The sequence below is a fragment of the Thioalkalivibrio sp. AKL9 genome, assembly GCF_000377825.1.
Classification (GTDB): domain Bacteria; phylum Pseudomonadota; class Gammaproteobacteria; order Ectothiorhodospirales; family Ectothiorhodospiraceae; genus Thioalkalivibrio; species Thioalkalivibrio versutus.
In genome coordinates this window covers 1-14,904 of record NZ_KB905117.1, presented here as the reverse complement: position 1 = coordinate 14,904, position 14,904 = coordinate 1, and the positions used below count along the sequence as shown (strand labels likewise).

14 protein-coding genes are annotated in these 14,904 nt (G+C 62.5%); 13 read left to right on the top strand and 1 reads right to left on the bottom strand.

Annotation, left to right across the window (positions count from 1 at the left end):
• Positions 1–453: 453 nt before the first annotated feature.
• The 12 genes from D573_RS0112240 (at position 454) to D573_RS0112185 (ending at position 12,928) form a co-directional block, all read left to right on the top strand.
• The gene (locus tag D573_RS0112240; protein ID WP_018938981.1) at positions 454–675 is read left to right on the top strand and encodes a type II toxin-antitoxin system HicB family antitoxin; all 222 of its coding nucleotides are present in this window, start codon (positions 454–456) and stop codon (positions 673–675) included.
• A gap of 28 nt (positions 676–703) precedes the next feature.
• Positions 704–886 carry a type II toxin-antitoxin system HicA family toxin gene (locus D573_RS0112235; protein WP_018938982.1) on the top strand — a complete coding sequence of 61 codons (183 nt, stop codon included), beginning with the start codon at positions 704–706 and terminating at the stop codon, positions 884–886.
• 282 nt (positions 887–1,168) lie between these two features.
• Positions 1,169–1,519 carry a MarR family EPS-associated transcriptional regulator gene (locus tag D573_RS0112230; RefSeq protein ID WP_018938983.1) on the top strand — a complete coding sequence of 117 codons (351 nt, stop codon included), beginning with the start codon at positions 1,169–1,171 and terminating at the stop codon, positions 1,517–1,519.
• 104 nt (positions 1,520–1,623) lie between these two features.
• Positions 1,624–3,339, top strand: a complete 1,716-nt coding sequence (locus D573_RS0112225) for a bifunctional sulfate adenylyltransferase/adenylylsulfate kinase (RefSeq protein WP_018938984.1) — start codon at positions 1,624–1,626, stop codon at positions 3,337–3,339.
• A 232-nt stretch (positions 3,340–3,571) separates the two neighbouring features.
• Positions 3,572–5,299, top strand: coding sequence for a hypothetical protein (locus D573_RS0112220; protein WP_018938985.1), 1,728 nt, complete (start codon positions 3,572–3,574; stop codon positions 5,297–5,299).
• Between the two features lie 605 nt (positions 5,300–5,904).
• Entirely contained in the window at positions 5,905–7,221 is a 1,317-nt protein-coding gene (locus D573_RS0112215; protein WP_018939208.1) for a nucleotide sugar dehydrogenase, read from the top strand.
• 22 nt (positions 7,222–7,243) lie between these two features.
• On the top strand, positions 7,244–8,308 hold the full coding sequence (locus D573_RS0112210; protein WP_018939130.1) for a Gfo/Idh/MocA family protein: 1,065 nt from the start codon (positions 7,244–7,246) through the stop codon (positions 8,306–8,308).
• A 75-nt stretch (positions 8,309–8,383) separates the two neighbouring features.
• Positions 8,384–8,791: a GxxExxY protein gene (locus D573_RS0112205; protein WP_018939129.1), complete on the top strand. Its 408-nt coding sequence runs from the start codon at positions 8,384–8,386 to the stop codon at positions 8,789–8,791.
• Between the two features lie 65 nt (positions 8,792–8,856).
• Complete coding sequence (locus D573_RS0112200) at positions 8,857–9,432, top strand: acyltransferase (protein ID WP_018939128.1); 576 nt, start codon at positions 8,857–8,859, stop codon at positions 9,430–9,432.
• Between the two features lie 222 nt (positions 9,433–9,654).
• Positions 9,655–9,975, top strand: a complete 321-nt coding sequence (locus tag D573_RS0112195) for a hypothetical protein (protein ID WP_231367878.1) — start codon at positions 9,655–9,657, stop codon at positions 9,973–9,975.
• On the top strand, positions 9,968–11,548 hold the full coding sequence (locus tag D573_RS0112190; protein WP_018939126.1) for a DegT/DnrJ/EryC1/StrS family aminotransferase: 1,581 nt from the start codon (positions 9,968–9,970) through the stop codon (positions 11,546–11,548). Before D573_RS0112195 ends, D573_RS0112190 begins: the two co-directional genes overlap by 8 nt.
• Positions 11,549–12,928: a glycosyltransferase family 4 protein gene (locus tag D573_RS0112185; RefSeq protein WP_018939125.1), complete on the top strand. Its 1,380-nt coding sequence runs from the start codon at positions 11,549–11,551 to the stop codon at positions 12,926–12,928.
• 134 nt (positions 12,929–13,062) lie between these two features.
• On the opposite strand, the gene D573_RS0112180 is transcribed toward D573_RS0112185, so the two are convergent.
• Positions 13,063–14,028 carry an IS5 family transposase gene (locus tag D573_RS0112180; RefSeq protein WP_018939207.1) on the bottom strand — a complete coding sequence of 322 codons (966 nt, stop codon included), beginning with the start codon at positions 14,026–14,028 and terminating at the stop codon, positions 13,063–13,065.
• Between the two features lie 170 nt (positions 14,029–14,198).
• Between D573_RS0112180 and D573_RS0112175 the strand changes: the two genes are divergently transcribed.
• Positions 14,199–14,904, top strand: a 706-nt coding sequence (locus D573_RS0112175; RefSeq protein ID WP_018938267.1) for an IS630 family transposase, incomplete at its 3' end; no start/stop codon positions are given.

The following is a 14,904-nucleotide window of genomic DNA, read 5'->3' as shown; positions in this document are numbered from 1 at the left end:
ACCTATCCAACGCCCCAATCGCCGAGAGGTTCGGCTCCTACATGTCCAGGGGCACCGCGGATTGTAGGAGCGCAGCCCCCTGCGCGATGGGGTGCTGGATATGCCCGAATCGGCCAGAGGGCTGGCCTCCTACAGGTTCGGAGCCACGGTACGTGAACGGTCACCCCGGCCGCCGCGACGCGAAGAGCGGGGAACTCCATCGCTGAGCAAGCCTCGGACGCTGAAGATCCCCGCTTTTCGGTTTCCGCGATGACGGGATAAAGGGGTTCGGCTTAGGAGGTGACGACGCAGAGCGGCCCTGCTTCCAGAATGCGCAGTGGCGCTAGGCTTGGGCCCCGGAATTGCGACCCCGGCGCTCAGACGGTCGCATTCGAAACACGGCGGGATGGCGGAAGGAGTGGTGGTGACACCGCTATACTAGGGGCCTGGCCGTTCGGCAATGGAGAAAGCGTGATGACCAAGCATTTGACGGCGATTATCGAGCAGGAGGATGGCGGCTATGTGTCGCTCTGTCCCGAGGTCGATGTCGCAAGCCAGGGCGCGACCATTGAAGAGGCTCGCAACAACTTGCGAGAAGCGCTGGAGCTGTTCTTCGAGGCGGCTCCGGAAGACGAGCTTCAAGAGCGCCTCCACGGCGAAGTATTCGTGACCAGCGTTGAGGTCGCCGTTGGGTAAGCTGCGACCGCTTTCGGGCAAGGAGGTGATGGCCATCCTTGCGAGGCACGGCTTCGAGCCCGTTCGGCAAAGGGGCAGCCATGTTGCCATGCAGAAAAAAGATGGACCCTCCACCATCACGGTTCCCATACCGGATCATTCGGAACTGCGAAAGGGCACTCTGATGTCGATCATTCGGCAGTCGGGTATTTCTCGTTCCGAGTTCGAATAGGCGGGTATCCCCACCCCGTTACCCCGGCCGCAGCGAAGCGAAGAGCCGGGATCTCCAGCGGCAGGACCGCCCCGATGGGGTCGGCAGAAACCAATCCCTCCCGTTGCCCTTTCTTGCGCGCGCGTCCCGTTGCCATGCGGCTGCCCCATATGCTCTACTTTCGGCCTTCGTTCACCCCGTGAACGCACAGTCAGCAGCTTTCCCAGGGCGGGCCCGCGAAAATCCCGGCGCACCGTTCCGGCGGTAGCGTGCCCAAACGCCGCCCACCGGCTCGATAACCTATTGATTGAAGAAGATCTTCATCTGCAAGTGCTCCGCCTGCTGGAGCAGGAGCCGGACATGAGCCAGCGCCAACTGGCGCGCTCGCTGGGCCTGTCGGTGGGCAAGACGCACTACGCGCTCAGGGCCGTGCTCGACCGCGGCTGGGTCAAGGCGCAGAACTTCCGCCGCTCGGATAACCGCTCCGCCTACCTGTACAAGCTCACACCAAGTGGCCTGCAGGAAAAGGCCCGCCTGGCGTACGGCCTGCTGCAGCGAAAACGCGCCGAGCACCAAGCCCTGATGACCGAGATCGAACAACTCCGCACCGAGCTCCAGAACACCGAACCAGCGGACGAACCACCAACCCCGTAGGGGCCCAGCCCCCTGGGCGAACAGGCCTGACCAGTACCCCCGATCGGGTGGCATTCGCACCCGGAATACCGGGCACGCACGCAATACAAGGGATCTACACCCTCATGGATTTGATTGAACCGTACGGCGGCACGCTGTGTGATCGCTATCTCGACGAGGGGGCCACCCGGGAGCTGAAGGCCCAGGCGCGGGACTACCTCGCCTGGGACCTGATGCCGCGCCAAGTGTGCGATGCCGAGCTGCTGCTGAATGGTGGTTTCTCCCCGTTGACCGGCTTCATGGGCCCGGCGGACTACGCGGGCGTCGTGGAGAACATGCGGCTGGCCGACGGCACACTGTGGCCGATACCGGTCACGCTGGATGTCAGCGAGGCATTCGCCGAACAGGTGGAGGAGGGCAGCCGCATCGCCCTGCGCGACGCCGAGGGCATGCTGATCGCCGTGATGGACGTGGAGTATCGCTGGCGGCCGGATCGCGCCCGCGAGGCGCAGCTCGTGTATGGCACCCGCGATACCGCGCATCCCGGCGTCAACGAATTGATGCATCGCACCGGCCCGGTCAATCTCGGCGGTACGCTGCACGGCCTGGAACCCCCGGTCCACCACGACTTTCGCAATTACCGCTACAGTCCCGCGGAGCTGCGCGAGTACTTCCAGAAGCTGGGCTGGAACCGCGTGGTCGCCTTCCAGACCCGCAACCCCATGCACCGCGCCCAGGTGGAGCTGACCCGCCGGGCCGTGCGCGAGACCGAGGCCAACCTGCTGATTCAGCCCGCGGTGGGCGTGACCGCACCGGGGGATGTGGACCACTTCGTGCGCGTACGTTGCTACGAGCACGTGCTGCGCCAGGCCCCGGAGCAGACGACCCAACTCAGCCTGTTGCCGCTCGCCATGCGCATGGCCGGCCCGCGCGAGGCGCTGTGGCACGCGATCATCCGTCGCAACTATGGCTGCACGCACCTGATCGTCGGCCAGGACCACGCCAGCCCGGACCCGGGTCCCGGCGGCCAGACCTTCTACGGCCCCTACGCCGCGCAGGACCTGATCCGGCGTCACGCCGACGAGATCGGCATCGAGATGGTCCCGTTTCAGGCGATGACCTATGTGCAGGACCGCGCCGATTTCGTGCCGGGCAACGAGGTGGGCGAAGGCGAACACGCGCTCAACCTCGACAACCCCGAGTTCCGCCGCCGCCTGCGCGAGGGCTTGGAGATCCCCGAGTGGTTCTCCTACCCGGAGGTCGTCCAGGAGCTACGCCGCACCTTCCCGCCGCGCCATCGGCAGGGCTTTACCGTGTTCTTCACCGGGCTCTCCGGTTCCGGCAAGTCGACCATGGCCAATGCCCTGGGGGTGAAGCTGATGGAACTGGGCGGGCGCGCCGTCACGCTGCTGGACGGCGACATCGTGCGCAAGGAGCTCTCCAGCGAGCTTGGCTTCTCCAAGGAACACCGCGACATCAACGTCCAGCGCATCGGCTATGTGGCCAGCGAGATCACCAAGAACGGCGGCTGCGCCATCTGCGCCCCCATCGCCCCGTACACTGACATGCGCCGCCGCGTGCGCGAACGCATCGAGCAGCACGGCGGTTTCCTGGAGGTCCACGTCGCCACCCCGCTGGAGACCTGCGAGGCGCGCGACCGCAAGGGCCTCTACGCCAAGGCTCGCGCCGGCCTCATCAAGGAATTCACCGGCATCGACGACCCCTATCAGGAACCGGAACACCCGGAACTGCGCATCGACACCCGCGACACCACGCCCGACGAAGCCGCCCACGGCATCCTGCTTAAACTCGAAGCCATGGGCTTCATCCGCAACCCATGATCCCTCAACCCTGTAGGAGCCCAGCCCCCTGGGCGATCGCCCTTATCCAGCGCCCAAACCGCCGAGGGACCTGCGCCCCAACACCACCCAATGTAGGAGGCCAGCCCCTGGCCGATCAGACCTGCTCAGCGCCGCATCGCCGAGAGGGCTCGGCTCCTACAGATCTCGAAGCCACCGCCGCCCAAATCATTCGCCGGCTACCAACAACGGCATCCAATCAGGTGGCGACCCCTTGATCCGCGCCATCCTCGACAGCCTGAAATGGAGCGGCCGCCTGGGCGCCAAGTTCTTCTGGGCGGTACCTGTGGCCACGGGCACTGTCGTGGTTGCGACGCTTGTTTCCCAAGTGGCCTTGCTGCTGGCCTTCTTCCTACCGCTGAAGGTCATCATCCTGCTGGGCTCGGACGGCATCCCGCGCTACTTCCCGCCGGCATTCGAGCAAGTCGAAAGGGACCATCTGATTCTTTGGCTGACCATGGCCACGGTTGCCTTCTATTTGCTCTATCTCATCGCCGAGCGCGTGGTGGAGTGGGGCTCGCAGCAAGGCGCCACGCGATTGCTGGCGCGAAGCCGCAAGATGGTGCTTTTCGAAGGGCAGGACGGGGTGGCCTCCCGCTCGTACAAGCGGTTTGCGTCGGTTCTGGCGGGTGGCGTGTTCTTTGTCCTGGCGATTGCCTTGATGGTTTGGCTCTATCCCGCGGTTGCGGTCCTCATGGTGGGCTATTCATCCGTCGTTACGCTTGCGCTTCTTGTCGGGCTGATTTTGAGTCGGCGCTTTCGCGAGCATCTCAAACAGGCGCTTTCGCGCTGGACGGCGGTGCTCGCGGCCGTCGGTTTCATGCTCGCGTTCGGGTACCTGGTGGTAGATTTTCTTTTCCGTCAACCGCCCGGCCTTATACCTGCCATCATCGCGCTGCTGATGTCCCGTCAGGCGTTCAATCGGCTGGGCAGTCTGGTGCCTTCGCTTGTGCAGCTGTATCAGCAGCGCTCAAAACTGGATGCACTGTTCTTTCATCGCGCCGCCTATCACCCGCCCACTGTTCTGCAGGGCGCTAGTGTGATGGATCTTCTCTTTCCGGAAGAGCGTGCGCAGTGGATCCCAAGGGTTCTCCACGATCTCGCCGAAGAGTCGTCGACTGCGGACGTTGTTGTGCGCTGGCAAGAACTGATGGTTTCCGGAGTTTTCGCTTTGCGCTGCGAGGTTGCGGGCGGCGGTACTTACCTGGTCAAGCTCTTCGAGGACAAGAGCATGGGCCAGGCTCGGCATGAAGCCGCACTGCTGAGCGCCGCACCCAGGGGGCTACCGGCCCCGGGGTGGGTGGGTGCGACATCGGTTCGGGGTTATCGCTGCCATGTGCTGAAGCTCGATGATGGGCAGGGGAGTACTGCGCAAAATCCGCAATCCCTCCTGCTCGACGTGCGCACACGGCTGCTCCAGCTCTCGCCCGGAAAAGCGATGGTTGCTCAATATGGCCGGTCGCGGGCCCGACTCTGGCAGCGTATGGATGCCCCCTTGCTCGATTCCCTGCGCATTGCCACGGATGGACGCTCAGAGGAGCACCTGCGGGCCCTGGTCGAACGCCTGCCTGAATGGCAGGAGCATCTGAGAAACGCGCCGATGGTATTTCACAACCCCGACCTCAAGCCAGCCACCGTGATCGAGACGCAAGATGGAGCAGGTGTGGCGGTTCACTGGGGGCGCTGGGCAATGGAGCCCGCTGGTGTGGGTTGGCCTGCATCCTCCAAGGGTAGAGAAGACCTGAAGCCCGCTGCCGAGGTGATTCAAAACGGCGATTCCCTAGTCCAGAATGTATCGGATATCACTCTTGATCTAGCGGCTTTGACGGCCGACCTTGAAAGAGACCTGAAGGCCAAGCATTACCTCGATGCGACCAGAAAGCTCAAGCCCATCCGGGATAGTCTCGACCAATTGGAGCGAGCCGGGAACGAGTCGCGGTAGTGAGAGCGTGTGGCTTCCGTCCATCGGTGAAGTTCGGTAGGCTGCGCCAGCGCCGGGAGGGCGCGGGCGAATAGCTGGAGTATTTGGATAAACGTTCCCCTGAAAGCAGTTACTCTTGCAGGGGTTCAAGAGTTTTTTTAGCAGGGTGACTGGCTCCGCTGCGACAAACAGGGATGCGAAATTGAACCAGCTGAAAAAACAAGAGAATTCTGATCACGGGTGCATGCGGCACCATCGGGCGCGAACTGGTGCGGCAGGCACTGGAAGAATTCGGGGTGGCCGAGTGTATAGGCATCGACAATAACGAAAGCGAACCGTGCTTCGTGATCAGGAGTTCGGCGGGAATGGCCGGGGCAACTTATTCCCGGGGGCATGCGCGACTAGGACGAGCTGCTGCGGCTCCCGCGCGGTGCAGAGCGGTACCCTGGCGATCCCGAATATAATTACAGCCCGTGCTGAAACTGGGTGGAGTCATGCCACTTCTCTAGTTTGCCATCCCGGCTGGGCCGAAGCGCCGAGCCTGTACGTTCAGCGGTTAGCCCTCTCAGTAATGGAATCGGTCCAACCGGGCCAACGAACCAAAACATCTAGTGGAATACAATGGAATGTCTGCACAACACGAACTGATCAAGCGCTTGGAAGAGCGCAGCGCCGTCATCGGCATCATTGGGCTTGGCTACGTCGGTCTGCCCCTCATGCTTCGTTATGTGGAGCTGGGCTACCATGTGCTCGGGTTCGATAACGACCCCTCCAAGGTTGAGCAGCTGAACGCGGGGCAAAGCCCCATCGAGCACATCCACGGCGACCAGATTGCCGATGCGGTCAGCGGCGGTCTGTTCGAGGCCACAAGCGACATGTCACGGGCATCGCAGGCGGACGCCCTGATCATCTGTGTCCCCACGCCACTGGACCGCTATCGCCAACCGGATCTGTCCTATGTGGTGGGCACCACGGATGCCGTCGTCCCGTATTTGCGTTCGGGCCAGGTGGTCTCGCTGGAAAGCACCACCTATCCGGGTACGACCGAAGAGGAGTTGGCCCCGCGCATCGGCTCCGGTGGACTTAAGGTGGGGGAGGAGATCTTCCTTGTCTATTCCCCGGAACGCGAAGACCCCGCCAACCCCGACTTCAAGACCCAGACGATCCCCAAGGTCTGCGGCGGATACTCCCCCGCATGTCAGGAGGTGGGCCAAGCCCTGTACGGCCAGGTGGTGGATCGGGTGGTACCGGTCAGCAGTGCCCGTGCCGCGGAGATGACCAAGCTCCTGGAGAACATCCACCGCGCGGTGAACATCGGCCTCGTCAACGAGATGAAGATGGTCGCCGACCGTATGGGCATCGACATCTACGAGGTCATTGATGCAGCCGCCACCAAGCCGTTCGGCTTCGTGCCGTACTACCCGGGGCCGGGCCTGGGCGGGCACTGCATCCCTATCGATCCCTTTTACCTCACCTGGAAGGCGCGTGAGTACGGGCTCAATACCCGCTTTATCGAGCTCGCCGGCGAGGTCAACAGCGGCATGCCGGAGTGGGTGCTGCGCAAACTCGCCGACGCGCTCAATGCACGCGGCAAGGCCGTCCACGGCAGCCGCATCCTGATCCTTGGCATCGCCTACAAGAAGAACGTGGACGATATGCGGGAATCCCCGGCGGTCGAGATGATGGAATACCTGCGCGAGCAGGGCGCCGTCCTGGCCTATTCCGATCCTCACGTGCCCAGCTTCCCGCAAATGCGTGAGCATCAGTTCGACCTTTCGCACACGGCGATCAGCGAGGAAACCCTGGCAGCGCAGGATTGTGTCCTCATTGCCACCGATCACGATGCAGTGGACTACGACCTGGTCCTGAACCATGCGCCGCTGGTCCTCGATACCCGCGGGGTCTACCGGGATCGTACCGACCCGAAGATCGTTCGCGCCTGAGCCCCGTCAACAAAGGAACCCCATGATTCATCAGTTCACTCCGATTACCGATCGCCGCATTCGCCTGGCCCTGGTCGGCTGTGGTCGCATTGCCCAGAAGCATATCGACGCGCTGGAAAAGCACGCCGACAACATCGAACTGGCTGCTGTTTGTGACATTGACCCGACTGCGCTCGAACAGGCCCGGGCCCGGACCGGTGCCCCCGGATATCGCCATCTGAGCGATCTTCTGGAGCAGGACTCCGGTCTGGACGGCGTCATCCTCTGCACCCCCAGTGGCATCCATGCCCGTCAGGCCATCATGGCCGCCGAGGCTGGTAAGCACGTGATCACCGAAAAACCCATGGCCACGCGCTGGGCAGACGGAAAAGCCATGGTGGAAGCCTGCGACCACGCGGGCGTGCGCTTGTTCGTGGTCAAGCAGAATCGCCGCAATGCGACGCTGCAGCTGCTCAAGCGGGCAGTGGACCAGCGCCGCTTCGGCCGCATCTTCATGGTCAACCTGAACGTCTTCTGGACGCGCCCGCAGGAGTACTACGACAGCGCGAAATGGCGCGGTACCTGGGAGTTCGACGGCGGTGCGTTCATGAACCAGGCCAGCCACTACGTGGATCTGCTCGACTGGCTGATCGGGCCGGTAGAGAGCGTGCAGGCCTACACCGCCACGCAGGATCGCCTGATCGAGGTCGAAGACTCCGGCGTGCTCAACGTTCGTTGGCGCAACGGCGCCCTGGGCAGCATGGCGGTCACCATGCTCACCTACCCGAAGAACCTGGAAGGCTCCATCACCATCCTCGGCGAGAAAGGTACGGTCCGCGTGGGCGGCGTCGCGGTGAACGAGATCCAGCACTGGGAGTTCGCGGACGAGCAGCCCGAAGACGCCAAGGTGAAGGAGGCCAATTACGAGACCACCTCGGTCTACGGCTTCGGCCACCCGGCGTACTACGAAAACGTGATCGACAGCCTGCGCGGCGAAGCCGACCCGGAAACCGACGGTCGCGAGGGCCTGCGCTCCCTGGAAATCCTCATCGCCACGTATCTGTCCGCCCGCGACGGCCGCCAAACGCCTCTGCCGCTGGACTACTGACGACGAAGGACCAATGACCAAGGGCCGGCCACGGATGAACACGGATGAACACGGATGAACACGGATGAAGGGCGAATGGATATGGACGAGCAGGGAACGCTTGTTGAAGAGGATCTGACCTATCGGATCCGGTCCTGTGTCTTCGCGGTGTCCAATGAACTTGGACCGGGGTTCCTGGAGCGAGTGTATGAAAACGCCCTGGCAATCGAACTGCGTGATGCGGGGCTCCTGGTGCAGACACAGCCGCCCGTAAAGGTCTGCTACAAGGGACAAGCAGTTGGCGAGTACGTTGCCGATATCCTCGTCGAGAACCGCGTGCTGCTGGAGCTGAAGGCCTGTAGCAAGCTGGCACCGGAGCACCAAGCGCAAGTGCTCAACTATTTGCGGGCCACCGGCAATCCGCTCGGCCTGCTGATCAACTTCGGCCAGTCCCGGGCGCAGATCAAACGCTTCGTCTTGCAAGGTGCGGGGGTGAATTCGTGATCATCCGAAGCTACCTGAAACCCATGACCATCAGTGTCCATCCGTGAACATCCGTGGCTAATTCAATGACTACAACCATCCATCCCACCGCCATCGTCGATGACGGCGCGCAGCTCGGCGAAGGCACCCGCGTCTGGCACTGGGTCCATATCTGCGGCGGTGCCCGCATTGGCGAGCGCTGTTCCTTCGGCCAGAACGTATTCGTCGGCAACCGCGTGGTCATCGGCGACAATGTGAAGGTGCAGAACAACGTCTCCGTTTACGACGATGTCACCCTGGAAGATGACGTCTTCTGCGGCCCCAGCATGGTCTTCACCAACGTCTACAACCCACGCTCCGCTGTGCCGCGCAAGGATGAATACCGCAACACGTGCGTCAAGCGCGGGGCCACGCTCGGCGCCAACTGCACCATCGTCTGTGGCGTCACCATCGGTGAGCACGCCTTCATCGGCGCCGGGGCCGTGGTCAACAAGGATGTCCGGCCCTACGCCCTGATGGTCGGCGTCCCCGCGAAACAGATCGGGTGGATGAGCGAACACGGCGAACAACTCGACCTACCACTGGAAGGCGAGGCCACGGCCCAATGCCCCGCCACCGGCACCGGCTATACCCTTCGCGGCACTACACTCACCCGCGGGTGAAAGGGTCCCTTTTTAGCTCTCCAGCGGTACAACGAACAGCGGGTAGCCACGGATCGACACGGATGAACACGGATGCTGGGTCTGTTTGTTTTTATCCGAGTCCATCTGTGTACATCCGTGGCCAAACCGCCCTTCACCGCGCAAGATTCGCCCGTATGTACGCTTGCCCCACCGTGCAATGGATGAAGGCGCGTGTTTACCAACGATCACCAGGTGCGAAGCATGAAAATTGAAGCCACTCTCGACGACAAAGGGCACCTGCGGTTCGCCCGTCCGCTCAAGCTCCGCCATCAGCGAGTACGCGTTCTGGTCACCCTTCCGGACGACGAGATCGAAGAAGGGGGCGAGGTGGGGGCAGCCAGCAAGCCGGAACCCCATACCCCCTACAACGGGCCAGCGGCCGCCTCGCGCTTTATCGACGAACTCCAGTCGATCCAGGCCCCGATCCGTGATGTTCTGCAATCGGCAGAGAACACCTCGCTGAGCAAGGACGAAATGCGCGAACTGCGTGACCAGGCGTGGGAGGAAAAGCACCGTGGCTGATCGGCATTATATTCTCGATGTCAGCGCCATCCTCGACATGTGGCTGGACGCGGACGTGGACAACAACCCCACGGCGCGGCTCCTGGAAGACGCGAAGGGCGCGGGCGCCAAGCTCTGGGTCGGCGCCAGTGCTTTGAACACCCTGGACTTCGTCGCCGTGCGTCGGCTGAAGGATCTGGGCGCCGAGCCGGAAACCGCCCGCGCCACCGTCCAGCAGCTCATGCGGCAATTGCTGGAATGGGTCGCGGTACTGAGCCTGCCCGGTCACGAACAAGCCGCCCTGTACGCCGGGGCCCGCGATTTCGAGGATGCCCAGCTCGCCGCAGGTGCCCGCAGCCTTCGGGGCGGCAGTGTGGCTATCATTACGCTCGAGCACACCTTCGACACGCTTGGCGAGTGCGAGGTCATGCAACCGAGCGAGGCGCTGGCCCGGCTGCAGCCCGCGACAGACGTAACCGACGCGGCGATCCCCTTCATCGATCTCGCCGCCCAGCAGCGGCGCATCCGGCCCGAAATCGAGCGGCGCATCGAGACCGTCCTGCGCCACGGCAAGTACATCATGGGCCCGGAAGTCGGCGAGCTGGAAGAGCGGCTAGCGGCCTATACCGGCAGCAAACACTGCATCAGCGTCAGCAGCGGCACCGATAGTTTGCTCATCGCGATGATGGCGCTCGGCATTGGGCGCGGGGATGAAGTGATCACCACCCCGTTCACCTTCATCGCCACCGGCGAGATGATCGCCCTGCTGGGGGCGAGACCGGTGTTCGTGGATATCGACCCGGCCACCTACAACATCGACCCGGAACAGATCGAGGCGGCCATTACCCCGAAGACCCGCGCCATCATGCCCGTGAGCCTCTACGGCCAGTGTGCGGCCTTCGACGCGATCAACGCCATTGCGGAGAAGCACGGCCTGCCGGTGATCGAGGACGGCGCCCAGTCCTTCGGCGCCACCTACAAGGGCCGCAAGAGCTGTGCGCTCTCCACCATCGGCTCCACCAGCTTCTTTCCTAGCAAGCCGCTGGGCGGCTACGGCGACGGCGGCGCCCTGTTCACGGATGATGACAACTTGGCCAAGGCGATGCGCGAGATCCGCGTGCACGGGCAGGACCGGCGTTACCACCACCCGGTCATTGGCGTGAACGGCCGTATGGATACCCTCCAGGCGGCCATTCTCCTTCCGAAATTGGAGATTTTCGCGGAAGAAGTGCATCTGCGTCAGCGAGTTGCGGAACACTACAGCGACGCGCTGCAGGGCAAGGTAACGGTCCCGCAGATTGCATCTGATCGGACTAGCGTCTTTGCTCAGTACACGGTCCAGACCGATCAACGAGCGGCGGTTCAGAGCGCCCTGAACGATATTGGTATTCCCACCGCTGTCCATTACCCGGTTCCCCTGTATCGGCAGCCGGCCTTCATGGACCTGGAAATCAAGCCGGATCGCTTTCCCAATTGTGAGGCGGCAAGCGAGCGCGTGGTGAGCCTGCCGATGCATCCGTATCTGCAGCACAGCGATATCTCACGCGTGGTCGAAGCGATCGCAGGTGCAGTCGACACCGAGGAATTAACCTGAATGGAGCAGTCGTCGGTTCGCCATCCTTCGGGAAATCAGCATGTCGTCATGCTGGTCAATAATCCCTGCGTCACCGACAGCCGCGTGATCAAAATGGCAGAGGCGGTAGCGAAGACGGGCCGAAGGGTCACGGTAGTGTGCCGCCACGACGGGGCCTTGCCAATGGATGAGGAACGAAAAGGCGTTCGCTATGTTCGGGTCGAACCGATTCCGCTAGATTGGCGGAGGCTGTCGCGACGCTTGCTCGGGTCCTCATTTGTCGGCCCAAAGACTAAGGCCGATCAAAATCGAGCAGTCGCCTGTGGGGAAGTACAAGATCAGTTCAAGCGTCTATCCTTCACAAAGTGGATTAGTAACAGGGCGCGTTTCATTATCCGCCCGATCCGTCTGATAACGCGGCTCATCATTCGTCGGATCCTTCGGACAGCCTACTGGCTCTTCGAGACCGATGAATTCGGCTCCGCAGCAGAGCCGCACGTTCGCAGGTTGGCACCCGACGTGATCCATGCCCACGATCTCACGACTCTGCCCTTAGGTGGGCGAGTCGCAACGAAACTCGGGGCACGGCTCTTATACGATTCCCATGAACTCGAGATGCACCGCAACGCCACTTACCCGCGCCTCGTGAGGTGGAGACGGCGTCAACTGGAGTCGAAATATATTCGGCAAGCCGACCGCGTCATTACCGTCTCCGAGAGCATTGCCGACCATTTGCGTGACGACTACAAGATTCCTCGTCCCACCGTCATTATGAACGCACCGATCTTCGACGAGACGATTGTCCCGGATCGAGATATTCGCAGCGACCTAAAGTTGGACGAAGCCGTGCCCTTGGCGGTCTACGTCGGAAGTGTCACTGTAAACCGAGGCATCGAGCACGTGGTCCGCGCACTCGTCCACGCGCCGATGGTGCACTTCGCTACCGTAGGTCCGCGCCGGCCCGCTACGGAAAAAGAAGTGACCCTCATCGCCGGAGAACTCGGTGTGCTCGATCGGTTGCACTTCATCGACGCTCTTCGCCCGGAAGAGGTAGTCGGCTTCATCCGAACCGCTGACGTCAGTGTCCTCCCTATGCAGAACGCCTGTCTCAGTTACTACTACTGCATGCCTAACAAGCTCCTGGAAAGCGTTTTCGCTGGTGTGCCGGTGGCTGTGGGCAACCTTTTGGAGATGCGCCGATTCGTGGAGGCCCATGGCTGCGGCCTGGTTATGGACGAGACCAACCCGAAAGAAATCGCACGAGCAATAAGTGTCGTGGCCGCCGATAGAGAAGCTTATACCCTTTGCCGAGAGGATCGCGAACAACTGGCAGCCAGTTTTGGCTGGCCTTCCCAGGCTGCGCGCCTGACCGCACTGTATGAAGGTCTAGGGAAACACTGATTAACGCCCCCGCATTCGGCTCCGTGCCCGGCCGAGGGGTTTTTGGAAGGGCACTGGGGCCATTACGGCCGGCCTGCGGCCCTGTAACCGCCGTTTTTGGCGGTTACAGGGCGATTTCCGGTCTTGCGGACACACTACCCCTGCGGCAGCAGCCCCCATTGTCGCGCACGGTACAGGTTCGCCAGGGCGAACAGGCTGTGCAGCTGCGCGGTGTTCTTTTTGAGGCCGCGGTAGCGCACCTTGCGATATCCGAACAGGTTCTTCACCACATGGAACGGATGCTCCACGATCGAACGCAACTGAGCCTTGTGCCGTTCAGCGGCGCGCACCTGATCGCGTTCCGGGCCGTCTTGCATTGCGCGTACCGTGCCGCGCTTGCGCGCGATGTGCGTCTCCGGACGATGGCCTTCCAGTCGCTTCTCCGCACCGATGTAGCCGGCATCGCCATGCAGACTGGCTTCCTCGCCGTGGAGCAGTTCCGGCACCTGCGATACATCGGAGACGTTCGCCGCCGTGCCCTTCACGGTGTGAACCAGGCCGGTGACGACATCGGCCCCGATATGCGCCTTCATCCCGAAGTACCACTGGTTGCCTTTCCTCGCCTGGTGCATCTCCGGGTCGCGGGCCTTCTCCCGGTTCTTGGTCGACGGCGGGGCCGCGATCAGGGTGGCATCCACGACCGTCCCTTCGCGCAGCATCAGTCCCCGCTGCTGCAGATGGGCGTTGATCCGGTCGAAGATCACCTGGGTCAGGTTGTGCTGCTCCAGCAGCCGGCGGAACTGCAGCAGGGTCGTAGCATCCGGGGCGTCTTCGCGGCTCAGGTCGATCCCGACAAAGCTCCGGATCGCCTGACTGTCGTAGACCGCATCCTCGATCCCTTCATCCGACAGGTTGAAGCACTGCTGGGCCACGTACATCCGCAGCATCCGTTCCAGACCAATCGGCGGACGACCCCGCTTCCCCTTCGGGTAGTGCGGCTCGATCGCCTCCACCAGCGCCGCCCAGGGCGTGATCGCATCGATCTCCCCCAGAAAGCGGTCGCGCCGCGTCTGCTTACGCTTGGCGGAATACTCGAGATCGGAAAAGCTGCGCTGGGACATCGGCCATCACCTCGGGCAGGAAACCTGGCGCCATTATCCCAAACCCGCCAGGTGGGCGGGACCCACGGCGGATTAAATCAGTGTTTCCCTAGTGTTCTTTAACAAAAGTTCATCGACTCCGTGACTGTCCCCCCTGTATCCTGATAACAGGCACTCGGGAGGCGACCGGAATGGGACGACCGATCAAGACGTTGACGATCAGTGAAGCCGAACGCGACGAGCTCGAGAGCTGGCTGCGGCGGCGCCAGATGCCCGCGGCGGAACAACAGCGCGCGCGCATGATTCTGCTGAGCACGCGAGGCCTGAAGGCTTCGGAGATTGGCGCGCGGGTTGGCGTCTCGGCGGAGACGGTGAGCAAGTGGCGCAAGCGCTTCGAGCAGGCACGCATCGGAGGGCTCACGGATGCCCCGAGAAGCGGACGTCCCCGTACGATCGATGACGACAAGGTGACCGAAGTCATCAACAAGACGCTGCAGTCGAAGCCGGATAACGCGACGCACTGGTCGACCACGCTGATGGCCAAGGAGACCGGGCTCAATGCGATGGCCATCAGCCGGATTTGGCGGGCCTTCGGTCTCAAGCCGCATCGGCTCGAGACCTTCAAGTTGTCCACGGATCCGCACTTCGTGGCCAAGGTGCACGATATCGTGGGCCTGTACATGCACCCACCGGACCGCGCCTTGGTGCTGTGCGTCGACGAAAAGAGCCAGATCCAGGCCCTGAACCGGTCCCAGCCGGCGTTGCCGTTGTCGTTCGGCCATCCCGAGACCCGCACCCATGACTACCTGCGCCATGGCACGACCACCCTGTTCGCGGCACTGGATGTGGCCACCGGCGAGGTCATCGGCAAACTCCATAGAAGGCATCGCGCCAAGG